Below are 25,714 nucleotides of genomic sequence, written 5' to 3'. Positions count from 1 at the left end.
GGATAAGATCCGGACTCGAATTAAGGTCTGACAGGCTTACGGATGCATGTCAATCTAGGAAATCCATGTGGAGTTTTGAAGGTATATATGGCCCAGTGGCTCAGTTGGTTAGAGCGCCGCCCTGTCACGGCGGAGGTCGTGGGTTCGAGTCCCATCTGGGTCGTTTAAGTCGTATTAGGACTGATTTATTATTAATAAGGGATCATAGCTCAGCTGGGAGAGCACCTGCCTTACAAGCAGGGGGTCACAGGTTCGAGCCCTGTTGGTCCCATTATAAGCCGATGTAGCTCAATTGGCAGAGCAGCTGATTTGTAATCAGCAGGTTATCGGTTCAAGTCCGATCATCGGCTCTATTTTTTTAAAGTCTGGATGGGTTCCCGAGTGGCCAAAGGGGGCAGACTGTAAATCTGTTGGCATCGCCTTCGAAGGTTCGAATCCTTCTCCATCCATTTTAGGAGAAAATATTTTGTTTGTATATACTTTTTATAGATAGTGACGCGGGGTGGAGCAGTCTGGAAGCTCGTCGGGCTCATAACCCGAAGGTCATAGGTTCAAATCCTGTCCCCGCTATTTTTATGTAAAAATTTTAGGCATATGCCCAGATAGCTCAGTTGGTAGAGCAGAGGACTGAAAATCCTCGTGTCGCTGGTTCGATTCCGGCTCTGGGCATTAGGTATTAAATTTAAAAAATAATTTAATATTGAAATGGGATATTAGCTCAGTTGGTAGAGCACTTGACTTTTAATCAAGTTGTCCGGGGTTCGAATCCCCGATGTCTCATTGTGAAAAAGAGAAGTACTAAAAATTGGTACTTCTTTTTTTGTTATATAGATTTGTATGTAAAGAAATAAATTTACCATAATAAAAAGTATAAAATTGCAAAAAATAAATTTTACATAGATTTAACATAAGCTTGGTTGTAGATTTAACATTAAATAATTAAGATTATATTATAAGTTATGAAAGAGAAAAAGGAGAAAAGATATGAAAAAAATTATTAGTACATTATTAATCGTGTTTGTATTTACTCTCATAACAGGTTGTGGGAAAAAAGAAGAGAGTAATACAGATAATCAAAATGCGGAGGAATTTGATAACAGTTTTGAAATTAGTGTAACATCTAGAGAGGAAGGTTCAGGAACAAGAGGGGCATTTATTGAATTATTTGAAATTGAGGAAAAAGATTCAAAAGGAGAGAAAGTTGATCATACTACGGATGAAGCAAACATAACAAATAGTACTTCTGTAATGATGACAACCGTATCAATGGATAAGTATGCAATTGGTTATATCTCATTAGGATCTTTAAATGATACTGTTAAAGCATTAAAAATAGACGGTGAAGAAGCAACTGCTGATAATATAAAAAGCGGAAAATATAAAGTAGCTCGTCCTTTTACAATAGCAACTAAAGATGGATTAAGTGAGACGGCTCAAGATTTTATTGATTTCATTTTAAGTAAAGAAGGTCAACAAATTGTTGAAGATAATGGTTATATTGGTGAATTAAATAGTGAGCCATATGCAGGAAAGAAACCATCTGGAAAAATAGTCGTAGCAGGATCATCTTCGATATCGCCAGTAATGGAAAAATTAAAAGAAGCATACTTAGCAGTTAATACAAATGCAACAATTGAGATTCAAACAAGTGATTCAACAACCGGTATTACGTCAACAATAGATGGCATCTGTGATATTGGAATGGCATCGAGAGAATTAAAAGATAAAGAAAAAGAATCTGGTTTAAAAGCAACAAAAATTGCAATGGATGGAATTGCAGTAATAGTAAATAACAGTAATGCAAATGATAACTTGACAAGTGAACAAGTGAAAGCAATATTTACAGGTGAAGTTTATACCTGGGAAGAGGCTTTGCAGTAAGTAATATAAGTAAACCTTACAAAGCTTGATTAAATTCAAGTTGTAAGGTTACTTGCATGAAGAGAAGGAAAGAGAACATGAATAATTATAAAGAAAAATTAATGCAATTTGTTTTTTTTATAGCAGCCGGTACAAGTGTTCTGGCTGTAGCTTTGATTTGCATTTTTTTATTTGCAAATGGTCTACCGGCAATTGGGAAAATAGGTGTTTTTGAATTTTTATTAGGGCAAAAGTGGAAACCAAGTAATAATATATATGGTATTTTCCCAATGATATTAGGAAGTATTTATGTTACAGCAGGAGCAATTATGATAGGAGTTCCTATAGGAATTTTTACATCAGTTTTTATGGCAAAATATTGTCCAAAAGTAATATATCCTTTTTTAAAGTCTGCGATAGAATTATTAGCTGGTATCCCTTCTGTAGTCTACGGTTTTTTTGGATTAATGGTATTTGTACCTCTAATTAGAGAAATATTCCATGTTAGGGGAACTACTATGTTAGCAGCATGTGTATTACTTGCAATTATGATTCTACCTACAATTATAGGAGTTTCAGAGTCAGCTATACGAACGGTACCAAAGGAATATTATGAAGGTGCATTGGCTTTAGGTGCTACGCACGAAAGAAGTATTTTCCGAGTTGTATTGCCAGCAGCAAAATCAGGAATTATGGCAGGAGTTGTACTGGGAATCGGACGAGCTGTCGGAGAGACTATGGCAGTAATAATGGTTGCTGGAAATCAACCAAGAATGCCACAAGGATTGCTAAAAGGAGTAAGGACAATGACTGCTAATATCGTAATTGAAATGGGTTATGCAGCTCAGTTGCATAGAGAAGCATTAATTGCTACCGGAGTTGTCTTATTTATATTTATTTTAATTATTAACTTATCAGTATCCGCTTTAAACAGGAGGTTTGAGAATGGAAGCAATTAATAAGCAAAGAATAAAAGAAAGGATAAAAGGCTACTTAAAAAATCCCTGGTCTTTAATGATATTAATATTTGTAATTTTGGCAACTCTCATTACTTTTACAGCGTTGGTTCTTTTAGTTGGATATATATTGATAAAAGGAGTTCCCAACTTAACACTTGATTTATTCTCATTACATTATACATCTGAGAATGTCTCACTTTTTCCTGCGTTGATAAATACAATAAGCATGACATTTGTTTCATTAATAATTGCTGTTCCATTTGGAATATTTTCTGCTATTTATCTTGTTGAATATTCAAAAAGAGGAAGTCGGTTTGTTAGTATTATAAGAATAACAGCTGAAACTTTATCAGGTATTCCTTCTATCGTATATGGTTTATTTGGTTATTTGTTTTTTGTTACTGCATTAAAATGGAGATATTCTATGTTAGCAGGTGCATTTACTTTAGCAATTATGATTTTACCTTTGATTATGAGGACAACAGAAGAAGCTTTAAAGTCTGTACCAGATTCTTATAGGGAAGGAAGTTTTGGATTGGGAGCAGGTAAGTTAAGAACTGTTTTTAAGGTGGTTTTACCTACTGCGATTCCTGGTATTCTGGCTGGAGTTATTTTATCAATAGGTAGAATTGTTGGTGAAACAGCAGCATTAATTTATACAGCAGGAACAATAGCAACGGTGCCTAAAACTATTATGGATTCAGGTAGAACTTTATCGGTTCATATGTATGAACTTTCACGTGAAGGATTATTTATGAACCAGGCATATGCTACAGCAGTTATATTGCTAATTATTGTATTGCTTATTAACTGGGTATCAGGAATGGTTGTAAAGAGATTGACAAAGATAAAATAAAAAAATAAAATTGTATTAAGAAGGGAAAATTAAATGAGTAAGTTAAAAGTTGAGAATCTAGATTTGTATTATGGCGATTTTAAAGCTTTAAAGGATATTAACATAGAAGTAAGTGAAAAAGAAATTACAGCATTTATAGGTCCTAGTGGATGTGGAAAGTCAACGTTACTAAAATCTTTGAATCGAATGAATGATTTGGTCGAAGGATGTAAAATTACCGGTACAGTAACTTTAGATGGAGAAGATATTTATAAAAGTATGGATATAAATCTCTTAAGAAAAAGAGTAGGAATGGTTTTTCAAAAACCCAACCCTTTTCCTATGAGTATATATGATAATATTGCGTTTGGTCCAAGAACACATGGGATCCGTAATAAAGGGAAATTAGATGATATTATTGAGAAATCATTAAGAGATGCTGCTATATGGGATGAAGTAAAGGACCGTTTAAAGAAAAGTGCGTTAGGCTTATCTGGAGGACAACAACAACGTTTGTGTATAGCAAGAGCTTTAGCAGTTGAACCTGAAGTACTTTTAATGGATGAGCCTACTTCAGCTTTGGATCCGATTTCAACTTCAAAAATAGAAGATCTAGCAGTAAAGTTAAAAGATGATTATACAATTATTATGGTTACTCATAATATGCAGCAGGCAGCAAGAATTTCTGACCGCACAGCTTTCTTTTTGTTAGGTGAAGTAGTGGAATATAATGATACGGAAACACTATTTTCCATGCCGTCAGATAAAAGAACAGAAGACTATATTACAGGGAGGTTTGGATAATATGAGAAATAGGTTTGATGAACAGCTGGAAGTTTTAAATGTAGAATTAATAGAAATGGGTGTTTTATGTGAAGAAGTTATTGCTAAAGCAGCAAAAGCTTTTTTGGAGCATGATAATGAAGCGGCAAAATATGCTATAAGTAAGGATTTGGAAATCGATCAAAAGGAAAAAGATATTGAAGCCTTGTGTTTGAAGTTACTTTTGCAACAACAGCCTGTTGCCAAGGATTTGAGACAAATTTCTTCCGCTTTGAAAATGATAACAGATATGGAACGTATAGGAGATCAGGCATCAGATATAGCAGAAATAAGTACTATGATGAGATCAAAAAGTTTCAAAAAAGTAGAGCCAATTGAAAAAATGAGTACTGCTACAATAAAAATGGTTACCGAAAGTATAGATGCTTTTGTTAAAAAGGATCTTCAGTTAGCAAAGGATGTTATAGATTATGATGATGTAGTGGATGACCTTTTTGATGAGGTAAGAAATGAACTTATTGATTTTATACGTCAAGAATCTGAAAATGCTGAGTATTATGTTGATTTGTTAATGATTGCAAAATACTTTGAACGTCTTGGAGACCATGCTACTAATATTGCAGAGTGGGTTGTATTTTCAATTACCGGTGTGCATAAGGATTTAGATGGCTTGCATAATTCCAGTACCAGTGATTATCTTACTAAATTATTGGATCAGAGAAAGAAGGAATAAAATGATTTATTGCGTAGAAGATGAGTTTAACATAAGAGAGCTTTTTTTGTATACTTTAGAATCCACAGGGTTTCAAGCAAAGGGATTTTCTTGTGGCAGTGAACTTTTTCAAGCACTGGAAACACAAATTCCTCAATTGATTTTGTTAGATATAATGCTTCAGGGAGAGGATGGAATTGAGATTTTAAAAAAAATAAAGTCTTCTACAAAGACCAAAGATATACCTGTAATTATGGTAACAGCTAAAGGAGCAGAATATGATAAAGTTATTGGGTTAGATACAGGGGCAGATGATTACATGACAAAGCCTGTCGGCATGATGGAATTAATTTCAAGAATTAAAGCAGTATTGAGAAGGACATCAAATAAACAAAAGAATAAAGATTATGATTACCAAATAAAAGATTTAACAATGAATGTTGATAAGCACATTGTTACAGTAGCTGGTGAAGATGTGACGTTGTCATGTAAGGAGTTTAATTTACTAAAACTTCTAATGGAGCATAAAGGATCTATTTTGAATAGAGACCAGTTACTGGAACAAATCTGGGGTTATGAATTCGATGGTGAAACCAGAACAGTTGATGTTCACATTCGTATGTTAAGGCAAAAACTGGGGAAAGCAAGCGAGTATATTCAAACGGTACGTGGTTTTGGATATCGTTTAAGTGAATAATTCGGAGGGTAGGTTAAGAATGCATAGTATAAAAAGAAAAATATTTGGTAATATAGCATTTTTAGTTTGTAGTGCATTAATATTTTCAAATGTACTAATAGCTGGTATTATGTATTTCCAGATTTTCCAAGATAGGAAAGAGCAAGTAAAAAATGAGGCTTACTATATAAAAAAGAGTATTGAGATAGTAGGTAATCATTGGATAGCCAAAGATTTACATATTGATAGTAAAAGCCGGTTGACCTTAATAAGTAGGGATGGTACGGTTATTTTTGATTCTATGGAAGATATCTCAAAGTTGGAGAATCATAGAAATCGTCCGGAAATTGTGGAAGCACTAAAAAAAAATGGGAACGGAACTGGTGAAAGTGTTCGGATTTCGGAAACTCTTGGAGAACAGACATTTTACTACGCTGTATTACTGAAAAGTGGTAATGTTGTTAGAGTAGCATATACTACAGATAGTATTTTTGTAACTATTGCAGGTCTTTTAAAATATATGATTGCCATCATGTGTATTGTATTACTTTTAACTTTAATTTTAGCGAAACGGCAGACTTTAAAAATATTAGGTCCTATTAATCAAATTAATTTGGAAATACCATTAGAAAATGATATTTATGAAGAAATGACACCTCTATTATATAAGATAGATAAACAGAATCAAAAGATAAATGAACAGTTAAATAAAATGAAAGAAAAGCAGGCAGAGTCTAATATGATTATAGAGAATATGAAAGAAGGACTTATCCTGCTAGATGAAAAGTCAAAAGTATTAGCTGTTAATCCATCTGCTCTTAATTTGTTTGGTGCTGAAAAAGAAAATTGTATTAATCAGCATGTCATTAATTTAAGTAGAAATTTCGAATTTCAGACAGCAATTGATACCGTTCAGAAAAAAAAGTCGGTTAGTCAGGTCTTGCAGTTAAAAGATGGTTATTACAACATATTGGCTCATCCAATTTTAGAGGAAGATAAATTAAGAGGAATCGTAATTTTAATTTTAGATATAACAGAACATCATAAATTAGAGGAAATGAGGAAAGAGTTTTCAGCTAATGTATCACATGAATTGAAAACACCACTTATGACTATTTCTGGTTACGCAGAGATTATGAAAAACGGATTTGTAAAAGAAAAAGATATCACGGAGTTCTCTTCAAGAATTTATAACGAAGCATTAAGATTAAAAAATTTAGTTGATGATATAATAAAAATTTCTCGTTTAGATGAGAAAAATAATGTTTTTGATTATGAAGAAGTAAATTTACTAAGTTTATCTCGAATTGTTGCAGAAAGATTAAAAACGCAGGCAGAAAAAAACAATATTAAAATATCTGTTTTTGGAGAAGATATTTCTATCATTGGTGTAAAACAGATTTTAGATGAAATGATTCATAATCTTTGTGAAAATGCAGTTAAATATAATAAAAATGGTGGAAAGGTAGAAATTCGGTTAACAAGTACAAAAGAACATAAGATATTATCAGTGATCGATACTGGTATTGGAATTTCAAGAAAACATCAATCAAGGATTTTTGAACGTTTTTATAGAGTAGATAAGAGCCACAGCAGAGAAAGTGGTGGAACTGGATTAGGATTATCTATAGTTAAACATGCGGCAACATTTCACAATGCAGTGATAAAATTGGAAAGTATTAAGGATAAAGGGACTACAATTTCAATAATATTTTAAAATCAATAAAGAAAAATAAGAAAAGAAATAAACCATTATTTATTAGTTATACTATTAATAAATAATGGTTTATTTTTTTAAAAGTTGACACTGAATTGAAAAGAAGATAGAATTAAAATATACCGCTTTGAAGAGAATAAAGAGGAATAATGATGAAAAATGACATAGATTTATTAGAGAAAACATTTTTAGATAACCATGGAATACTTAAAACATCTCAACTAAATGCCCTAAATTACGGCTTTCGAGGTATTCAGGCACTTATGGATAAGGGGTATATTACAAAAATAAAAAATGGGTATTACCAATGGACAAAAGCTGAAAAAAGTAGCGCAATGATAGTAGCTGGGTTGTTTCCGGATGCTGTTTTGTTTATGGATTCCGCTTTGTTCTACTATGGGTACAGTGATATAAGACCTGTAGAATGGCATTTAGCAGTAGATAAAAATACATCAAAGGTAAGATTCAGGTTAGAATATCCATTTATCAAACCTTATTATGTAGAACCGGAAGTTTTAAAGTTAGGAGTTGATAAAGCGGAATTTAACAACAGCTTTATGAACATATATGATAGAGATCGGTTGATTTGTGATTGTATAAAGTATGAAGCAAAAATTCAAAAAGAACTTTATATTAATGCATTACAAGGATATATCCGAGACGAGAAAAAAAATATTTCAAACTTAAGAGAATACAGCAAAATACGGAAAGTAGATAAAAAGGTTTCGAAAGTGTTAGGAGTGTGGTTATAATGAATGACAAAGATATAGTTATATCTCTACGAAAGCAGTCTGTAAGCACATCCAGAAAACTACCATATACAATGCAGCTTTTTGCACAGGAATTTTTTTTAAGGCATTTATCATCTAGGAAGAAAAGAGATGATTTTATTTTAACTGGTTTGTTATCCATTTATAGCAGACTTGAGTTTCCTCAAAAAGTAAGTGTTCCAATAGAATTTCAAGTAAAAAGTCAGGAGAATTTATTAGAATATGTAAAAGAACAGTTAGAAATGATAGTACAAGAAAATACAAATGATATTTCAATGAAAATTGACTATATAAAAAAGAAGCAAGATCATAAACATAAATTTTTGATTCAGGCGCAGGTTATTGCAAAAATTAAGCATATGAAGATACCATTTATTATTAAGTTTTTTATAATTCAAGATAGGGTATTAAAGTCAAAAGAATTCATCTATCCATCACTAATTAAGAAAAATGATTCATTTTCTGTTTCTTCTGTACGCTTAGAAACAGTTGTAGCGGAATGTTTTATTGAAGTATTAGAAAATAAGGAAATACTCGATTCTCTTTATGAGATATTTATTATTGCAAAAATTGCTCAGAATTTTAGTTTAAATGGAAGAAAAGTACAAGACTATCTGAGAACTCAAAAAGAGAAGAGTGAAAAATGGTTTTTAGAAACTGATTTTAAAAATTTATTTCATTTTGAAATAGAAAAACAACATCAAGTAAAATGGAAGCAGTTTTGTAATGTGGAAGGTGAAAATGAGAATGATTTTTTGCAGGTAACTGAAATTGTTTGTTCACTTTTAGAGCCAGTCTGGAATGCTTTGTTTCAAGATATTGAGTTTTTTGGAGATTGGATGCCTGAATTAAAAAGATATTTAGGTTAAAACGTAAAGTTATTTTGACAGACGAAACAATTATAGTTATAATTAATTTGGTAAATAATATGGTTATCATTTTGCGATAATAACATTTAGAATATGAGTATTTTAGTAAGATCAAAGCGGAATATAGCAAATGGAGCTAATCATGGAGCGAGTTAATTTTATATATCAGCATCCTGTTTTTATAGAATGTTGTGAGCAAATTGAAAAATGGGAAGAGAACAGAATATTTTGCAGTCATAATAGAGAGCATTTTTTAGATGTAGCTAGAGTAGCGATGATTTTAAATTTAGAAGAAAATTATGGGATAGAAAGTTATATTATTTATGGAGCTGCGTTATTACATGACATAGGAAGGCATTTACAATACGAAAAGGGAATACCGCATGAGCAAGCTAGTGCAGAAATTGCATTGGACATATTAAATGATTGCGGCTATTCAAAAGAAGATCGTGATAGAATTATAGAGGCGATTTTATTCCATAGAAACAACGATATAAAAGATGAAAAAAATTTGAAGGGACTATTATATCGTGCAGATAAAGCGAGCCGTTGTTGTTTTTGGTGTAAAGCAAAAGAGGAATGCAACTGGAAAAATGACAAGAAAAATAGGAGGCTAATGAGGTGAATTTAAAGGTAAGACCTTTAAATATAAAAAGAGAGGAAGAGAAAAAAATGTTAATAGGTGGGAGAGAATTTGATTTAAAAAATCATACTTATGTCATGGGGATATTAAATGTAACTCCAGATTCATTTTCAGATGGAAATAAGTATAATGAAAAGGATGCAGCTCTGAAACAAGTTGAAAAAATGGTACTAGAAGGTGTAGACATTGTTGATTTGGGGGGCGAATCCACAAGACCAGGTTACACGTTAATTTCTGAAGAAGAAGAGATTGGACGGGTTATTCCAATAATTGAAGCAATTAAGAAGGAATTTGAGATACCTTTATCGCTTGATACTTATAAAAGTAATGTAGCTAAGGCGGGTATTGATGCAGGTGTTGATATGATCAATGATGTCTGGGGTTTAAAGTATGATGACCTAATTGCAGAAGTTATCTCGGATAGTCAATTACCATGTTGTTTAATGCATAATAGAAAAGAACCAATTTATGATGATTTTTTAAATGATATGATGGCTGATATTGCACAGACTATTAAGATTGCGGAGGAAGCCGGGATTTCAAATGAAAAAATTATATTAGATCCAGGTATTGGGTTTGGAAAAAAGTATGAGCATAATTTGTATATTTTAAAAAATATGGAAGCACTCCATATGTTTGGTTATCCATTATTGCTTGGTGCATCCAGGAAATCAGTCATAGGAAAATGCCTGGACTTGCTAGTATCGGATAGAGTTGAAGGAACCCTTGTAACTACAGTAATGGCTGTCATGAAAAATTATGGATTTGTTCGCGTACATGATATAAAAGAAAATGTCCGAGCAGTTAAAATGGCAGAAGCGATTATGAAGCAGTAGATTAGGAGATTAGAGTTGGTTAGTAAGACAAGCTTAGATCAAATTAAAATTAAAAACTTAGAAGTATTTGCTTTTCACGGAGTTTTTGAAAAAGAAAGAAAAAACGGACAGTCTTTTTATGTTGATGCGACTCTTTATTTAGATATACATAAGGCTGGTGAAACTGATGATTTATCATACTCTGAAAATTATGGAGAAGTATGTCATTTCATTCATGATTTTATGAGAAAGAATACATTTTTATTAATTGAGTCAGTAGCTGAAAAGCTGGCTCAATCAATCTTGCTAAATTTTCCGTTGATTCAGTATCTTGATTTGGTGATAAAAAAACCACAGGCACCGATAGGGTTACCATTTGAGAATATTTCAATATCAATATCAAGAAACTGGCATATAGTATATGTAGCGCTTGGTTCCAATATAGGAGATAAAGAAACGTATATAAGAAATGCGATTCAAAGCATCAAGGAACATCCATTGTGTAAGGATATAAGAGTTTCACAACTTATAGAAACAGATCCATATGGTGTGACAGAGCAGGATAATTTTTTAAATGGTGTATTAGAAGTGAAAACATTATTAAGTCCGGAAAAATTACTTAAATTTTTGCAGACTTTAGAAGAGGAAGCACAAAGGGTAAGAATGATTCATTGGGGTCCAAGAACCTTAGATCTCGATATTATCTTTTATGATCAAATAATTTATGAGAGTGAGAATCTAATTATTCCACATCCTGATATGCAAAATCGTACTTTTGTATTGCAGCCATTATCTGAATTGTCGGTAGGACAAAGACATCCTGTTTTGAACAAGACAGTAAAACAGATATTGGATGAATTGCAGAAAAAAATTTGACTTTTATAAATCTCTGTGATACCCTTTACTATATCTTAGAATAGAAAAATTGAAACACTACGACAAAGAGAGTAAGTTTGTAATTCATGTTACAGAGAAATCCCGGATATTAGGTGATATCACTGCTGAGAGGGATGCTTGAACACGAACCGAAGATGGCTTTTGAGTGGCTTTTCTGAGCTTGAATACCTTAATAAAAATAGGTATTAAGTTAGGTTAAGACAGGTACGCCTGTTATAGCGAAGAGTATACTTTTGTGTACTTATGGAGATCCAGCTTGCGAGGGTTGGGTGAATAGAAGTGGTAACACGGGAATTTATCTCGTCTTCTCTTATTTAGAGAAGGCGGGTTTTTTAATTTTAAGGAAAAAAGGAGGTATATAAGTTAATTGAGTTTAATATAATTTAAAATTCAAATTAACTTGAATGAATTATGGAAAAGAAAAAGTATTATATTACAACAGCGATTGCCTATACATCGGGTAAACCACATATTGGTAACAGTTATGAAATTATTTTGGCAGATAGTATTGCACGATTCAAACGCCAACAAGGATACGATGTGTTTTTTCAGACTGGTACAGATGAACATGGGCAGAAAATTGAGATAAAAGCAAAAGATGCAGGAGTTACTCCCAAAGAATTTGTAGATAACACTGCAAATACAGTGCGAGAAATTTGGGACTTAATGGATACTTCTTATGATAAGTTCATACGAACGACAGATGAGGAGCATGAAAAACAGGTTCAGAAAATTTTTAAGAAATTATATGACCAGGGTGATATATATAAAGGTTCTTATGAAGGACTTTATTGTACACCATGTGAATCATTTCTGACAGAGTCACAATTAGTTGATGGTAAATGTCCGGATTGTGGATGTGAGGTGAAGCCAGCGAAAGAAGAAGCGTACTTTTTCAAAATGAGTAAGTATGCAGATCGATTAATAGAACATATTAATACACATCCGGAGTTTATTCAACCTGTTTCCAGGAAAAATGAAATGATGAATAATTTCCTTTTACCTGGTCTACAAGATCTTTGTGTATCTAGAACTACTTTTAAATGGGGTATTCCGGTTGATTTTGACAATAGACATGTGGTATACGTTTGGTTAGATGCACTTACCAACTATATTACAGGAATTGGTTACGATTGTGATGGAAATAGTACAGATCAATATAAAAATTTGTGGCCTGCAGATTTACACTTGATAGGAAAAGATATCATTCGTTTTCATACAATCTATTGGCCAATCTTCTTAATGGCTTTAGGGGAACCATTACCGAAACAAATTTTTGGACACCCATGGTTGTTACAAGGTGAAGGAAAAATGAGTAAGTCAAAAGGTAATGTATTGTATGCAGATCAATTAGTGGAGTTATTTGGAGTTGATGCTGTCCGATACTTTGTATTACATGAAATGCCGTTTGATAATGATGGTGTTATTACATGGGAATTAATGGTTGAACGACTAAATTCAGATTTGGCAAACACTATAGGAAATTTAGTGAATAGAACCATTTCTATGTCAAATAAGTATTTTGGAGGTATTGTATACAACAAAGGTGTGGAAGAGGAAGTAGATAAAGACTTAAAAAAAGTTGTGTGTGAAACAAAAGCAAAAGTAGAAGCAAAAATGGAAGACTTAAGAGTAGCAGATGCTATAACAGAGATCTTCAATATGTTTAAACGTTGTAACAAATATATTGATGAAACTATGCCTTGGGCAATAGCAAAGGAAGAAGATAAGCAGGCTCGTTTGGAAACAGTCCTTTACAATTTAGTTGAAAGTATTTGTATAGGTACTACTTTGCTGGGTAACTTTATGCCATCAACTGCAAAGAAAATATTGTCTCAGTTAAATGCGAAAGAAAGAAAATATGAACAATTGGAGACATTTGGATTGTATGAATCAGGAACGAAAGTGATAGAAAAACCAGAAATTTTATTTGCCCGCCTGGACATCAAAGAAGTATTAGAAAAAGTAGAATCAGTGCAGAATGAAGAAAAATCTGGACCTGTTATTGATATAGAACCAAAAGAAGAGATAACTTATGATGATTTTATGAAAATGCAGTTTCAAGTTGGTGAAATCATTGCTTGTGAAGAAGTAAAAAAATCCAAAAAGCTTCTTTGTTCACAAGTCCGAGTAGGCAGCCAGGTAAAACAAATTGTATCCGGTATTAAAGCCAATTATACTGCTGAAGAAATGGTTGGTAAAAAAGTAATGGTTCTTGTGAATTTAAAACCTGCGAAACTAGCTGGAGTCATTTCTGAAGGAATGTTACTTTGTGCTGAAGATGAAAATGGCCAATTAGCACTTATGGTATCTGAAAAAGATATGCCGGCAGGGGCAGAGATATGTTGATAAATTAAATTAAGTTAAATAGGATAAAGAAACCCTCTTAAGTAGTGATTTTATTCAAGAGAAAGTCATACAATAAGAGGGTTACTTTCTAACTACTATAACCAATGGAGTTAAAAAGACAGACAAAATAAAACAAAAAAATGACCGGACTATTAAGAGAGGAATGACAAATTTGGATAATAGTAAACTAAGATTAAAGGTAATCAATCGAGAATTTTCAATTTGTAAAATTAAAAATATCAATCAAGTTAATTTAAATGATGATTTTTGTTTTGTTGGAAAAACAGATGAAGAATTGTCTTTAGTATGTTTAAGTGATATGCTGCCCAAAGACTACATTGAGTGTGATCCCGGTTGGACAGGATTCCGTATACAAGGCATATTGGATTTTTCACTTGTGGGGGTTTTATCTCCAATTGCAAAGATTCTTACAGAAAAACAAATTGGAATATTTGTAGTTTCCACATTTAATACAGACTATATCTTAGTAAAAAATCATAATTTTTTAAGTTCTAAAAAAGCATTAGAAGAAGCAGGTTATAAATTTGAATAATATGAAAGGTTCCACTTATGTCACAATTAGATAATATAAAAATATTTGAAAGCCATGCTCATTATGATGATGAAGCATTTAATGAAGATAGAGATATTCTTTTAAGTACTATGGAAGAAAATGGTGTAGAGATTATAGTAAATGCAGGAGCAGACCTCGAATCAAATAAGAAGACAATTAATTTAATGAAGCAATACCCATTTTTATATGGAGCATTAGGAATTCATCCAAGTGATATATCTGATTTAAATGATGAAACATTCTCTTGGTTAAAAAAGCAGTTAGAATTAGAAAAAGTAGTAGCAGTTGGAGAGATTGGATTAGATTATTATTGGGATAAAGAAAAGGAAGTTAGAGAAAAGCAGAAAAATTGGTTTCGAAAGCAGATTGGATTAGCAAGAGATATGAAATTACCAATGATAATTCATAGCCGTGATGCTGCTAAAGATACTTTAAATATAATGTTAGAGGAATGCGTTGATGAAATAGGTGGTGTGGTTCATTGTTTTTCATATAGTAAAGAAATTGCACTTGAATATTTAAAATTAGGTTTTTATATTGGAATAGGCGGGGTTATTACATTTTCAAATGCCAAAAAGCTAAAAGAAGCAGTAGAAGTAATACCACTGACTTCTATATTATTAGAAACGGATAGTCCTTATTTAGCACCAGTTCCTAATCGTGGTAAGAGAAATACCTCTTTAAATATTCCTTTTATAGCACAAGAGATTGCAAGTATTAAAGGAGTAAGTTATGAAGAAGTAGTAAAAACGACAAATCAAAATGCAAAGAGATTATTTTGCATATAAAAGTTTAAGCCATGCCTGGGCTAAACAAAAAACTAGGCATGGCTTACTATTGATAGGAAGATTAACTTATAACTTCTTTGATGCATTCATTTATCCCTAATTTAAATGAATGCATAATTTCTTCAACAAACTCATGGTTATTTGGCCATGGCTGGAGAATTGTATTAATTAAAAAATTAAGTGAATAGTTACTTAGATCAACTGTATTTATGCCCCAATTATTGCATATTCTGGAGAACGCTTCTTTGTAAGTGTCTGAATTAAATTTTGATAATGTTAGAATATATTCAACTTTGTTTTTTAAAGCCTGCTCTGTTGTAGTAATAGAAAACATATTAAATAACTTCTCATTTAGCAGGTTTAATTTGTTCAAATCGTGATTTACTTTTCCGTTAACTTTAAAATTTACAATAAAAGAATTAATTAGAACGTCGGATCCTATTTGCTGCAATAATGCTAATGCTTTTGAATTAGCAGCAATTTCTTCATTTGTTTTTCCAATAATATTATTTCTGATATAGGATAGAATTTCTTCAGTACCACTCAAAATTACATTTTTATTATCTAAATCCATTATTTTATTAGGTAACGGTATTAGTGTTTGTATACTAAAATTGTCATTCTCTTTCGCTATCGTCAGCCAGTAACAATAATATATTTTAGTGGAATAGATACATTCACCTAAAATCTGACCATACCCCGTTTTGTTTAATGGAATTGATTTATGAGCCATCCATACTGCGGCAGCTGCGGCACCAGGTTTGGAACCTTCAATACCAAAGATACCTATGTTAGTATCAGGATCTGAGTGTATATAATCTGCTTTAAAAGTAATTAAATACCGTAAACGCCCATCTCGATAACATAATGATCCAGCAGGGTAAGGGATAAAGCCAGCTTTGTGAGGATCGATAGTAATTGTATCAGCAGATGAAAGTTTATTATATTGTAATTGTGCATAAGAAGATAAGGATAAAGCTGGAATATAATTATCAGAGTCAACTATAGTATTATCTACTTGCGATTCTATCAGTATACTTCTTAAATATCCACCCCAAGCAGCATCACAATGAAGGCTAAATTGGAGTCCATAATTCTTAGCTAATTGTTCTTTTACAATTAAAATATCATTAATGTTATCTACAATTCCTTCTTCTGTACTTCCTACAATAGCTACTGCCATTAGAACAGGAATTTGATTCTGAGAACAATTGATTAGTTCCTGTTTAAATAAATCGATATTCATTCTACAGTTATCATCTACAGGGATTTTAATAATACTATCTTGACCAAGTCCTAATATTGTGCTAGCTTTTGGCCATGAATAGTGATATGTTACAGGAACTAAAATTTTAACATTAGAAATAGAAGGGTACATTCTGGTATATTCCATTAATCCTTTGTTTTGTAATAGAAGAGGTGTCAGATAAGTATCAAGCTGTCCGGGGCTTAAGTTACACATACCTATAATTTTTTCAGGAAGATCCATTATTTCGCTAGAATCAATATTCAATAATTGCCATTCTGAACAATTGACTAATTTCTTTTCTTCTATTTTATTATTTTTAGAGTCAAATACATGGACAGTCAAGTTCTCAAAGGCATTATTTAAATAATTTGAATTATTAATTAATGCTTGCTTAATTGCAAGTGGATAAAATTTTAAGTTTCTGGCTGCCCACATAGCTTCAATATTGGCTATCGTACCATCTGCTGTGATGTGCCCCCAACTACTTTTTGATGGGAAGCCTAAGAGTTGGCACAACTGCTGCCCTACTTCCTTTTCGAGTACACAGGTAGCGGTTCCTACTTCTGTAGCAACATTATTCTGGTTATATAACATTGCGGTAAGGTAACCTATGTTTCCAGGTATTACGGTGTCCCAAGTCATGTGAGCCTGATACCTTTGACTAAAAAATGGAACGCTTCCATGAAGAAGTTGTGTAAGTTCGAGACGGACTTTTTCCATTTTGTTAACTGCATTTTTATATTGATCTGAAGATTTGATTTCTGGTGTAATGTAGGGCTTATCGTCCTTCTTATAATGAGTGGCTCGAAATTCGGCATGTTCCTTAATGCTTTTTATAACCATATCTGAAAGTATATCTACATTTTCTCCTTTAGGTCCTAAAAACCAAGCTGCAGTACTTTTGTAATTCTCATTATTCTCGTGTACCAATGAAAATAAAGATTTCTTTTCATTCATTTTTTTTCCTCCTATTTAAATTTTTGTTTCAACAAACATGCCAAAGTATAAGTGAAATTGATTTCAATATAATATATCTTAGTTGTATGAAAGAATTACTTATATGTAAAAAACAGTAAAGTATAAGTAAATTTTAATATTGAAAAACCCATTCACTTAAGTAATTAAAATGAATGGGTTTCTAATATTAATCTATTATTTGAATCTGACACATTTTCATTGCTTCTAAAGCAGTTCTATGAGTTTCTGGAGTTACGCCTGCACAGTAAGAAGCATTTACATATATAGGAATTTCAGGAATAATGGATTTCAATAATAATGCATTTGATATGACACAGATATCTGTGCAGACACCTATTAATTCAATACATTCTATTTCTTCTTCGGCACAAATAAGGGCAGCATAATGAGCAAGCTGAGGAGATCCAAACGTTGTTTTATCAAATATTTTACAATTTCTTTCTTCTGCTAATTGTTTTACAGAAGGAACTAATTCCCATCCCTTACTATTATAAATACAGTGAACTACAGGAAGGTTTTTTCCTTCTTGTGTCTGTAAATATAAATCATCATGCGTATCTCTTGTAAAAAGAATGGTTCCATCATGTTCCTTAATTTTCTGTGTTACTTTATCAACAATTTCAGTAGCTTCTTTCGTTCCAAGTACACCGTCGATAAAGTCATTTTGCATATCAATTACGACTAATATTTTACTCATTATAGTATTCTCCTTACTTATATTTATCTTATCAAGTGGTAAATAATTTGTTTGTTATTATAACATAAAATTGTATTCATAGTTTATAGAATTATTTTTTTATGTTAAAATAAATGCAGCAACAAGAAAAGAGGAAACGATATGGCTACTTTAGGAAATCCTAAAAATACTGCAGAGATTTTAAAGAAATATAATTTTTCATTTCAAAAAAAATTTGGGCAGAATTTTTTAATTGATAATCATATTTTAGAAAGCATAATAAAAGGTTCTGGAGTCACCAAAGACGATTTTGTTTTAGAAATTGGACCGGGAATTGGCACGATGACACAGTATTTATGTGAATCAGCTCGAGAAGTAGTGGCAGTTGAAATAGATAAATCATTGATACCTATTTTGGATGAAACCTTACAGATGTATGATAATGCTACTGTGATAAACGAAGATATACTAAAACTTGATATTAACAAACTGGCAGCAGAACGTAATCAAAATAAACCAATTAAAGTAATTGCGAATCTTCCGTATTATATAACTACACCAATTATCATGGGGCTTTTTGAGAGCCATGTACCAATAGATAGTATTACTATTATGGTTCAAAAGGAAGTAGCAGATCGAATGCAGGTAGGTCCCGGAACAAAAGATTATGGTGCACTTTCACTAGCAGTACAATATTATGCTGAACCAAAGATTATTCTTAACGTATCTCCAAATTGTTTTATGCCAAAACCTAAAGTCGGATCTGCAGTTATCCGTCTTACGCGTCATAAGAATCCTACGGTAAAAGTAGAGAATGAAAAACTTATGTTTCGTATTATTCGAGCTTCTTTTAATCAAAGAAGAAAAACTTTAATAAATGGATTACGTAATTCGAACGAATTATCTTATACAAAAGAACAGATTCAAAAAGCTATAGAAGATATGGGTTTAAGTCTAACGATCAGAGGAGAAGCCCTTACGTTAGAACAATTCGCACAATTAAGTAATCAATTAAATAAATAAGAAAAGAAAGGCGTTCATTTCTAGAACGCCTTATATGATAGGAAAAAGGAATCGTTTTTATTCAATGTCAATATTACGAGAAGTAACTTTTTTTTCTTCTTTTGGTACTATTATACTTAAAATACCATTATCTAATTTAGCTTTAACTCCTTCAGATTTGGTATTTTCCAGATAAATATTACGACTTGTTGAGCTAAAGTATCTTTCTTTGTGAATATAATCATCATTCTGCTTATCTACATTATCTATTCTTTTAACTGTGATATTTAACTGGCCCTCATCTAGTTGTACTGATATTTCTTCTTTATCTACTCCAGGAAGTTCTGCATCTATAATATATTCATTATTATTTTCCCTTACATCAAGTTTAAAGGTGTATTCGTCCGGCTTTTTTAATATTGGCCATTTCTCTTTATAAAAAGTTTTAAAAGCTTCATCAAATTCATCCAAATCATGTAATGGAAAATCTAATAGATTTGATTTACCTGAATAAAAAGGTAATAATCTAGCCATATTTTCATGCTCCTTTCTTTCGTTAATCTTTATTATTTTGCGTCTTTATATCAAAATGATGCAAACCTATTTTATGAAAAACTGTAAATAAATCAAAATAAGATTTAAGAATGAGAAATTTTAATTAGAGTCATACTATTAATAATAGGACAAGAAAATTAAGGAAGTGAAAGTATGAACAAAAATAGTATTTCAACTTTTAAAGTAGCTGCAACTTATATTGGAACTATTGTCGGTGCAGGATTTGCAACTGGACAGGAAGTTTTACAATTTTTCGCAAGATTTGGTTTTAATGGTTTGTATGGATTGATTTTAACAACAATTTTATTTATCGTATTTGGTTATATTATTATGAATCTTGGAATGCAATTAAATGCTAATTCCCATTTAGAAGTAATAAGGTTCTCGGGTGGTAAAATTATCGGTACGATTATTGATATTATAATTACCTTCTTTTTATTTGGTGCTTTAACTGCTATGATAGCAGGTTCAGGAGCTTTAGTTGAGGAGCAGTTTGGACTTTCTAATATAATAGGTAATTTATTAATGGCTATAATTACTGCTTTAACAGTCTTGACCGGAATAAGTGGTGTAATTAATTCTATTAGTTTTGTGGTACCTTTTTTGTTAATATCAGTTTTAGGCATTAGTGCATATTCTATCGCTGTTACTCCTCCGGATATGTCGGTGTCTTCAACCATAATAGAGAATAGTGATTTAATCAGTAATTGGGTATTATCATCGATTCTATATATTTCTTATAATACGGTTTTATCAATTGCAGTATTAGGACCATTAGGAGCTCAAGCAAAAGATAAAAAAGCTATTAAATATGGTTCTATTCTAGGCGGTTTAGGATTAGGAATAGGCTCAATTATGATATATCTTGCATTATTTGGAAATATAACAGAAATTTCAAAACTTGAAGTTCCAATGATTTATATTGCCGGAGTCATTTCACCTATCATACAAATTATTTATTCAATAGTTTTGATAGCAGAAGTTTATACAACAGCAGTTGGTTCACTATTTGGATTTACAGCAAGGATCGTTAATATGCAAGAGCAAAAAAACAAAGCAAGATGGATTGTGATAATTACAACGGTAATTGCCTTTTTTGCAAGTCAGTTTGGGTTTTCAAATTTAGTTAAATATATGTATCCTTTAGTAGGTTATGGAGGTATCGTTTTACTTATATGTCTAATATATAGTTTATATCAAAGTAAAAAAATGAGTTAGTTGTCATTTGGACAATATCTTGTCATATGATTAATAAAGACTTTTAATGAAATGAAAATAGATTCTTGACTTTTATGAATACAACTAGTAGTATTTATATATACTATAAGTAGTTTTAAAAACTACATGATAAAGTGCAAGATATATTTGTATAAGAGAAAGGATTGATTAATTATGAAATTTAAACTTAAGGATCCGGGTAGTGCAATTACACATTTTATTGGGATGTTAATGGCTGTTTTTGCTGCATCACCGTTACTTATCAAAGCTGCAAGAGAACCTGGACGCGTACATTTGATTTCATTAGGTATATTTATTTTTAGTATGATTTTACTTTATGCAGCCAGTACAATTTATCATTCATTTGATATTTCAGAAGAAATGAATCTTAAGTTAAGAAAATTTGACCACATGATGATATCTGTACTAATAGCAGGAACCTATACACCAGTATGTTTAGTTGTTCTTCGCGGGACAATAGGTTGGGTATTATTTTCTATTGTTTGGGGAATAGCTATTGCTGGAATATTAATAAAATTGTTTTGGATTACTTGTCCAAAATGGTTTTCTTCTGCTTTATATATTGCAATGGGATGGATTTGTGTGTTAGCGTTTACACAGTTAATAAATGCATTACCGAAAGCTGCATTTGCTTGGTTAATGGCAGGTGGAATTATTTATACAGTTGGAGGAGTTATTTATGCATTAAAACTTCCTATATTTAATTCCAAACATAATTTCGGCTCACATGAAATTTTTCACTTATTTGTAATGGGAGGAAGTGCTTGTCATTTTATTGTAATGTATAATTTTGTAGCATCTATGCCAATAATTCCATAAAACATCTCATATAAGGAGGATATAAGATATGTGGGCATATAACAGTGTATTTTATCAAATATATCCATTAGGTTTTTGCGGTGCACCATTAGAAAATAATGGTGTAACCGTTTCTAGAATTTTAAAAGTAATAGATTGGATTGAACATATTAAAAAGTTGGGAGTGGATGCTATTTATTTTTCTCCTGTTTTTGAATCAGATAGTCATGGTTATAATACTAGAGATTTCAGAAAAATTGACTGTCGCTTGGGATCAAATGATGATTTTAAGATAGTATGCCAAAATTTACATAGAGAGCATATAAAGATAGTGTTGGACGGTGTCTTTAATCATGTAGGAAGAGGGTTCTGGGCATTTCAAGATGTATTAGAAAATAGAGAAAATTCAATATATAAAGATTGGTTTTATATTAATTTTGATGGAAATTCAAATTATAATGATGGACTTTGGTATGAGGGCTGGGAAGGACATTATGATTTAGTTAAATTAAATTTAAGAAATGAAGATGTAATTTTTCATATTTTCAGTTGTATAAAAGAATGGGTTGAGGAATTTGATATTAATGGATTAAGACTTGATGTTGCATATTGTCTGGACAAAGACTTTTTAAGAAGATTGCGTGTATTTTGTAAAGAACTCAAATCTGACTTTTTCTTATTAGGTGAATTGCTGCATGGAGATTACAATCAATTCGTTAATGATGAAATGCTTGACAGCGCGACTAATTATGAGTGCTATAAAGGATTATACTCTAGTTTTAACAGCAATAACATGTTTGAGATCATTCATTCCCTCCTTAGACAGTTTGGCCCTGAAGATTGGACTTTATATAAAGATAAACATTTATTTAGTTTTGTAGATAATCATGATGTATCAAGAATAGCTTCTTTATTAAAGGATGAAATGCATCTGCCACTTATCTATGCATTGGCTTTTGGTATGCCTGGAATTCCTTGTATATATTATGGAAGTGAATGGGGTGCCAAAGCAGAAAAACGTGACGGAGATCCGGCACTTCGTATATCATTTGAAGCACCGATAAAGAATTATTTATCGGATTGGATATCGAAATTGGCAAAGGCACATAAAGAAAGTAAGGCTCTTTGTGAAGGTAATTTTAAATCCATATTATTAACAAATCATCAGTGTATTTTTGAGAGAAGAATCATTGATGAAAGGGTATTAGTAGCGATTAATGCAGATGAGTCTCCATATTTTGCACATTTTAATGCAGAAAGCGGCACCGCCATAGACCTGATCACTGGGGAAATCCATGATTTTGGAGGCGGAAGCCTATTGCCTGCATATAGTGCGAGATATTGGAAAATGGAAAAATAAATTTATTACTTCTGACTTTCTTTACGATATATGTTAAATATATAAAAGAGTAATCCTATTGTAAATACAAAAGAGAATATAATCGAAATAATGAATACCGGATTCATTTGACGAGAAACAGTTATAGTTGAGGATGTTACTGTTTCATTTAATAAAACCCGTACACGGTTTTCCGGACTTTTCACAACAGTCAAAGACCTATTTTCATTAAAAGCCTTGTAACCTTTATAATACATGATAGGAAGATCAATATAACCGTTTGTTGTATTACAAGAATAAGTTAAATGAATCGTAGTACTTCTTTTTTCATAAGATTCAATAGAAATATTTTTCTCTGAAGAAACAATTGGTGTTGTAACATTAAATGTATCTTTTGTAGTCCCTTTTGGAAGATAATCATCAGGTGCAGTATGAGTATAACCTCCCGATATTTTAGTAAAGGATATTTCCTGATTAGCATAAGTATCCATAAGTATAGAAGATCCAAATAATAGTGATATTGCTAACCCACTACTAATAAATAATTTATATTTAGTAAAACGATTTTTTCTATCTATCAGTACGCCTAAAGTTACAGCAATAAAGGCTCCTATAAATCCTAATAACCGCCATGGAAATTGTATCATCCCTATAACCCGATTGATAACACCTATTTTTTGCAGGGTCTCCCAAGGAAATAATGTAGTAATTGCAAACATAAATACCATGGTTAGACCAAAAAGTGTCGTACTGAAATGAATGAGTTCATTCTTTTTATCTTTATCAAAAATCAGGTATAATAATATAATAAAAATGGATAGAATTCCAATTAAACCAATTGTTTGTGGCATTTCATTATAAGAACCTAAGGAAGAGATTTTCGTAGAACCCGCTGTTATCAATGTTTGAAATAGTTGTTGCGGAAAAATCGTCTGGTCTGAAAAATTAATATGAAAGGCACCGGAATTAAAATTTCCTTTGAAGTAGTATAAAAATGATATTAAGTACCATAAGTTCAATAATAAAGTAGCAAATGCAGCTTTTAATAATTCTAACCATCTTTTTTCTTTTAGGATGTTTTTCATATAAAAAGCTGTCAATATTGCACATATTCCTATACATATCAATACACTTAATATATGTGAATGAATTAGTCCGGTAAATGCAAAGGCTAAAAGGAACCATTTCTTTCTGTTTCCCAGACAAATTTGATAAATACCTGAGATCATCAATGGAAGAAATATAAGTGCTAAAGTTTCTCCCAGAGCACCTCGGATATAAAGGTTAGTCAATCGATAAGGCATTAGGCAATAAACAATGGAAGCAAAAGCAGCTGCATATTTCGTACAGGACATCTTTCTTAATGAATAATAAGTAATTAGTATCGTTGAAATATTGATTATAACCAGAAATGTTTTATAGCTAAGAGCCATAGAAACACCGAGTATTCTTAAAATAGCCGGAAAATATAAAAATAAGCTAGGATATAATGTTCCTAAATATCCATATCCAAAATTAATTTGTGGATAAATATCAACTGGAAACTGTCCACTTATTAACCCATCTTTAATACCTTCAATTCTTGATAGATGATAATTTATATCATGCCCTCCAATCAGATAGTCGGTAAATAAAGGATAGCTTGCAAAAATAATAACTGCAATAAATATAAATCCTATTATTTCTGAGTTATTACTTCTAACAAGTATTTTTCTTTTTTTAAAATATAAAGAGAGACAAATGCCTAGAAAAATAGTTAAAAATCCTAAGAAAATAGCATCTGTATAAAATGGAACACTTCCTGTAAGATTCATATTGTGAATAGTAATACTTCCTGAACCATTATAGATAGAAATAAATTGAACGGTATCACAGTCTTGAGAAAGTGTAAATTCTATTTCAGCAGATGCAGCAGTAGATGATGCTGGTAGAACTTGATTTTGGACTTGTCCAAGATTTGTGTTAATTATAATTGTATTATCTTTATCACTTTGGTAAGAGACATTTAAAAGATAATGGCCTTTTCTTAAATTAAGAACTTTAGAGTATAAAAAAGCACCTTTATATCCACTGGATTCATCAATGGTTACAGTTCCATCTTCTCCGGTTGTTTCTTTGTGGTTGCTTGTTACACAATCTGAAGCTGAAAACGTATAGGTATTATCGCTTGGATAATTTAGCATAAGCAGACCGCCTACAATGAGAGCGCAGATAAAAATAATGATTGTGCTATTTTTCTTCATTGGTATATTCCCCTTTATGTATATTCTTATTAGTAGATGACTGTATCAATTGAAGTTTTTGAGAACGCGACAACTGTTTGATTTCATATTCTCTTCTCATAGCTTCTTCTTTGGTTGTAAAAGTTTCGAAATATACTAACTTGACAGGTAATTTTCCCTTTGTATATTTAGCACCTTTTCCATTATTATGAGCGTTGATACGATCTTCCAAATGGTTTGTCCAACCAGTATATAAACTTTTGTCATTGCATTCTAAAATATAAGTATAATTCATATGTTAGTACCTTTAATTAATATATTTACTCACATGTGTATTTTACTAAAGAAAAAGTTTTCTGTCAATTTTATGTAAAGGGACTTTTATAAAGTGTACCCCATTTTTGATAAT

At 31.6% G+C, this 25,714-nt stretch carries 24 protein-coding genes and 7 tRNA genes; 26 read left to right on the top strand and 5 right to left on the bottom strand.

All coding sequences use genetic code 11. The features are described from left to right. The first annotated feature begins 89 nt into the window (after positions 1-89). The 22 genes from DWV06_RS07370 to DWV06_RS07265 all read left to right on the top strand — a co-directional run bounded on the left by DWV06_RS07370 (position 90) and on the right by DWV06_RS07265 (position 15,247). Positions 90-163: transfer RNA gene (locus DWV06_RS07370), tRNA-Asp, on the top strand. Between the two features lie 35 nt (positions 164-198). Then, positions 199-271, top strand: a tRNA-Val gene (locus tag DWV06_RS07365). Positions 272-277: 6 nt separating this feature from the next. Then, positions 278-350 (top strand) — tRNA-Thr (locus DWV06_RS07360). Positions 351-367: 17 nt separating this feature from the next. After that, positions 368-449, top strand: a tRNA-Tyr gene (locus tag DWV06_RS07355). A gap of 47 nt (positions 450-496) precedes the next feature. After that, a tRNA-Met gene (locus DWV06_RS07350) sits at positions 497-570 on the top strand. Between the two features lie 26 nt (positions 571-596). Further along, a tRNA-Phe gene (locus DWV06_RS07345) sits at positions 597-669 on the top strand. A gap of 38 nt (positions 670-707) precedes the next feature. Continuing rightward, a tRNA-Lys gene (locus tag DWV06_RS07340) sits at positions 708-780 on the top strand. A gap of 204 nt (positions 781-984) precedes the next feature. Beyond that, positions 985-1,881, top strand: a complete 897-nt coding sequence (locus DWV06_RS07335) for a substrate-binding domain-containing protein (RefSeq protein ID WP_115481541.1) — start codon at positions 985-987, stop codon at positions 1,879-1,881. A gap of 77 nt (positions 1,882-1,958) precedes the next feature. Then, complete coding sequence (gene pstC, locus DWV06_RS07330; RefSeq protein ID WP_115481540.1) at positions 1,959-2,819, top strand: phosphate ABC transporter permease subunit PstC; 861 nt, start codon at positions 1,959-1,961, stop codon at positions 2,817-2,819. After that, a complete protein-coding gene (gene pstA / locus DWV06_RS07325; protein ID WP_115481539.1) occupies positions 2,806-3,675 on the top strand; it encodes a phosphate ABC transporter permease PstA in 870 nt (289 codons plus the stop codon). The genes pstC and pstA overlap by 14 nt, the downstream gene beginning before the upstream one ends. Before the next feature lie 33 nt (positions 3,676-3,708). Continuing rightward, positions 3,709-4,458: a phosphate ABC transporter ATP-binding protein PstB gene (gene pstB / locus DWV06_RS07320; RefSeq protein ID WP_115481538.1), complete on the top strand. Its 750-nt coding sequence runs from the start codon at positions 3,709-3,711 to the stop codon at positions 4,456-4,458. 1 nt (position 4,459) lies between these two features. Further along, on the top strand, positions 4,460-5,170 hold the full coding sequence (phoU, locus tag DWV06_RS07315; protein WP_115481537.1) for a phosphate signaling complex protein PhoU: 711 nt from the start codon (positions 4,460-4,462) through the stop codon (positions 5,168-5,170). Position 5,171: 1 nt separating this feature from the next. Further along, positions 5,172-5,846, top strand: coding sequence for a winged helix-turn-helix domain-containing protein (locus DWV06_RS07310; protein ID WP_115481536.1), 675 nt, complete (start codon positions 5,172-5,174; stop codon positions 5,844-5,846). A 19-nt stretch (positions 5,847-5,865) separates the two neighbouring features. Then, positions 5,866-7,542, top strand: coding sequence for an ATP-binding protein (locus DWV06_RS07305; protein WP_115481535.1), 1,677 nt, complete (start codon positions 5,866-5,868; stop codon positions 7,540-7,542). Positions 7,543-7,694: 152 nt separating this feature from the next. Then, on the top strand, positions 7,695-8,294 hold the full coding sequence (locus tag DWV06_RS07300; protein WP_115481534.1) for a type IV toxin-antitoxin system AbiEi family antitoxin domain-containing protein: 600 nt from the start codon (positions 7,695-7,697) through the stop codon (positions 8,292-8,294). Beyond that, entirely contained in the window at positions 8,294-9,181 is an 888-nt protein-coding gene (locus DWV06_RS07295) for a hypothetical protein (RefSeq protein WP_115481533.1), read from the top strand. Before DWV06_RS07300 ends, DWV06_RS07295 begins: the two co-directional genes overlap by 1 nt. A gap of 142 nt (positions 9,182-9,323) precedes the next feature. After that, entirely contained in the window at positions 9,324-9,806 is a 483-nt protein-coding gene (locus DWV06_RS07290) for an HD domain-containing protein (protein WP_115481532.1), read from the top strand. A 47-nt stretch (positions 9,807-9,853) separates the two neighbouring features. Beyond that, positions 9,854-10,660 carry a dihydropteroate synthase gene (gene folP, locus DWV06_RS07285; protein ID WP_115481542.1) on the top strand — a complete coding sequence of 269 codons (807 nt, stop codon included), beginning with the start codon at positions 9,854-9,856 and terminating at the stop codon, positions 10,658-10,660. Between the two features lie 15 nt (positions 10,661-10,675). Then, a complete protein-coding gene (gene folK, locus DWV06_RS07280; RefSeq protein ID WP_115481531.1) occupies positions 10,676-11,515 on the top strand; it encodes a 2-amino-4-hydroxy-6-hydroxymethyldihydropteridine diphosphokinase in 840 nt (279 codons plus the stop codon). 432 nt (positions 11,516-11,947) lie between these two features. Next, positions 11,948-13,885, top strand: a complete 1,938-nt coding sequence (gene metG, locus DWV06_RS07275) for a methionine--tRNA ligase (RefSeq protein WP_115481530.1) — start codon at positions 11,948-11,950, stop codon at positions 13,883-13,885. A 163-nt stretch (positions 13,886-14,048) separates the two neighbouring features. Continuing rightward, positions 14,049-14,438 carry an ACT domain-containing protein gene (locus DWV06_RS07270; RefSeq protein WP_115481529.1) on the top strand — a complete coding sequence of 130 codons (390 nt, stop codon included), beginning with the start codon at positions 14,049-14,051 and terminating at the stop codon, positions 14,436-14,438. 17 nt (positions 14,439-14,455) lie between these two features. Continuing rightward, positions 14,456-15,247, top strand: a complete 792-nt coding sequence (locus DWV06_RS07265; protein WP_115481528.1) for a TatD family hydrolase — start codon at positions 14,456-14,458, stop codon at positions 15,245-15,247. Positions 15,248-15,308: 61 nt separating this feature from the next. On the opposite strand, the gene DWV06_RS07260 is transcribed toward DWV06_RS07265, so the two are convergent. Continuing rightward, the gene (locus DWV06_RS07260; protein WP_115481527.1) at positions 15,309-17,453 is read right to left on the bottom strand and encodes a pyridoxal phosphate-dependent decarboxylase family protein; all 2,145 of its coding nucleotides are present in this window, start codon (positions 17,451-17,453) and stop codon (positions 15,309-15,311) included. Between the two features lie 187 nt (positions 17,454-17,640). Beyond that, positions 17,641-18,171: a cysteine hydrolase family protein gene (locus tag DWV06_RS07255; protein ID WP_115481526.1), complete on the bottom strand. Its 531-nt coding sequence runs from the start codon at positions 18,169-18,171 to the stop codon at positions 17,641-17,643. Positions 18,172-18,312: 141 nt separating this feature from the next. On the opposite strand from DWV06_RS07255, the gene rsmA reads away from it, so the two are divergent. Next, positions 18,313-19,173: a 16S rRNA (adenine(1518)-N(6)/adenine(1519)-N(6))-dimethyltransferase RsmA gene (gene rsmA / locus DWV06_RS07250; protein WP_115481525.1), complete on the top strand. Its 861-nt coding sequence runs from the start codon at positions 18,313-18,315 to the stop codon at positions 19,171-19,173. Positions 19,174-19,230: 57 nt separating this feature from the next. On the opposite strand, the gene DWV06_RS07245 is transcribed toward rsmA, so the two are convergent. Beyond that, a complete protein-coding gene (locus DWV06_RS07245) occupies positions 19,231-19,686 on the bottom strand; it encodes an Hsp20/alpha crystallin family protein (protein ID WP_115481524.1) in 456 nt (151 codons plus the stop codon). A gap of 174 nt (positions 19,687-19,860) precedes the next feature. Between DWV06_RS07245 and DWV06_RS07240 the strand changes: the two genes are divergently transcribed. The 3 genes from DWV06_RS07240 (at position 19,861) to DWV06_RS07230 (ending at position 23,104) form a co-directional block, all read left to right on the top strand. Further along, positions 19,861-20,925, top strand: a complete 1,065-nt coding sequence (locus DWV06_RS07240) for a YkvI family membrane protein (protein WP_115481523.1) — start codon at positions 19,861-19,863, stop codon at positions 20,923-20,925. A 174-nt stretch (positions 20,926-21,099) separates the two neighbouring features. After that, positions 21,100-21,765, top strand: a complete 666-nt coding sequence (trhA, locus tag DWV06_RS07235) for a PAQR family membrane homeostasis protein TrhA (protein WP_115481522.1) — start codon at positions 21,100-21,102, stop codon at positions 21,763-21,765. Between the two features lie 28 nt (positions 21,766-21,793). Continuing rightward, positions 21,794-23,104: an alpha-amylase family glycosyl hydrolase gene (locus DWV06_RS07230; protein WP_115481521.1), complete on the top strand. Its 1,311-nt coding sequence runs from the start codon at positions 21,794-21,796 to the stop codon at positions 23,102-23,104. 5 nt (positions 23,105-23,109) lie between these two features. Here DWV06_RS07230 and DWV06_RS07225 read toward each other — a convergent pair whose 3' ends face one another. Then, positions 23,110-25,326, bottom strand: a complete 2,217-nt coding sequence (locus tag DWV06_RS07225; RefSeq protein WP_115481520.1) for a DUF6541 family protein — start codon at positions 25,324-25,326, stop codon at positions 23,110-23,112. Further along, entirely contained in the window at positions 25,313-25,600 is a 288-nt protein-coding gene (locus DWV06_RS07220; protein WP_115481519.1) for a GIY-YIG nuclease family protein, read from the bottom strand. Before DWV06_RS07220 ends, DWV06_RS07225 begins: the two co-directional genes overlap by 14 nt. Positions 25,601-25,714 lie beyond the last annotated feature (114 nt).

This window comes from Anaerosacchariphilus polymeriproducens (assembly GCF_003363435.1).
Taxonomy (GTDB): Bacteria; Bacillota; Clostridia; order Lachnospirales; family Lachnospiraceae; genus Anaerosacchariphilus; species Anaerosacchariphilus polymeriproducens.
Note: the sequence above shows the minus strand (reverse complement) of the source record. Positions and strands in the feature narration are given on the sequence as shown.